At 65.8% G+C, this 515-nt stretch carries 1 protein-coding gene; it reads right to left on the reverse strand.

Features of this window, described 5'->3' with window-relative positions; translation table 11 throughout:
• The coding region (locus PI86_RS15595) for a hydrolase (RefSeq protein WP_039324478.1) at positions 1 to 515 on the reverse strand (515 nt) is incomplete at both ends.

The following is a 515-nucleotide window of genomic DNA, read 5'->3' on the forward strand; positions in this document are numbered from 1 at the left end:
CCTGCGGTGCCGCCGGTTTCGATGAACAGGTTGATGAACGCCGGGACGGTTGCGCTGCGGGCCCAGTCGCGCTGCAGTTCGCAGAACAGCTGTGCGACGCTGATCATCTGGCCGCCGGCCTGCTCGATGCGGCGCAGTGCGGCTTCATGCGCGGCGACCGACGTGCCGCCGACCGCGTCGACGACCACATAGACCTCGTAGCCGGCCTTCAGCGCGTCGAGTGCCGGGAAGGTCAGGCACGCCTCGGTCCACAGCGCGGTCATGATCAGTTTCTTGCGGCCGGTGGCTTCGACGGCCTTGCGGAACTCGACGTCTTCCCACGAGTTGATGCTGGTGCGGTCGTAGGTCGGATAGCCTTCGAGCGCGGCGCGCAGCTGCGGGATCGGCGGCTTGTTCAGGCCGGTCTGCACGTTGACGGTCGAGTGGACGATCGGCAGGTTGTACGCGACCGCGGCCTTCGATGCACCGACGATGTTGTTGATCAGCAGCTGGCGATCCATCGATGCGATGGAGTT

The organism is Burkholderia sp. A9, assembly GCF_000801975.1.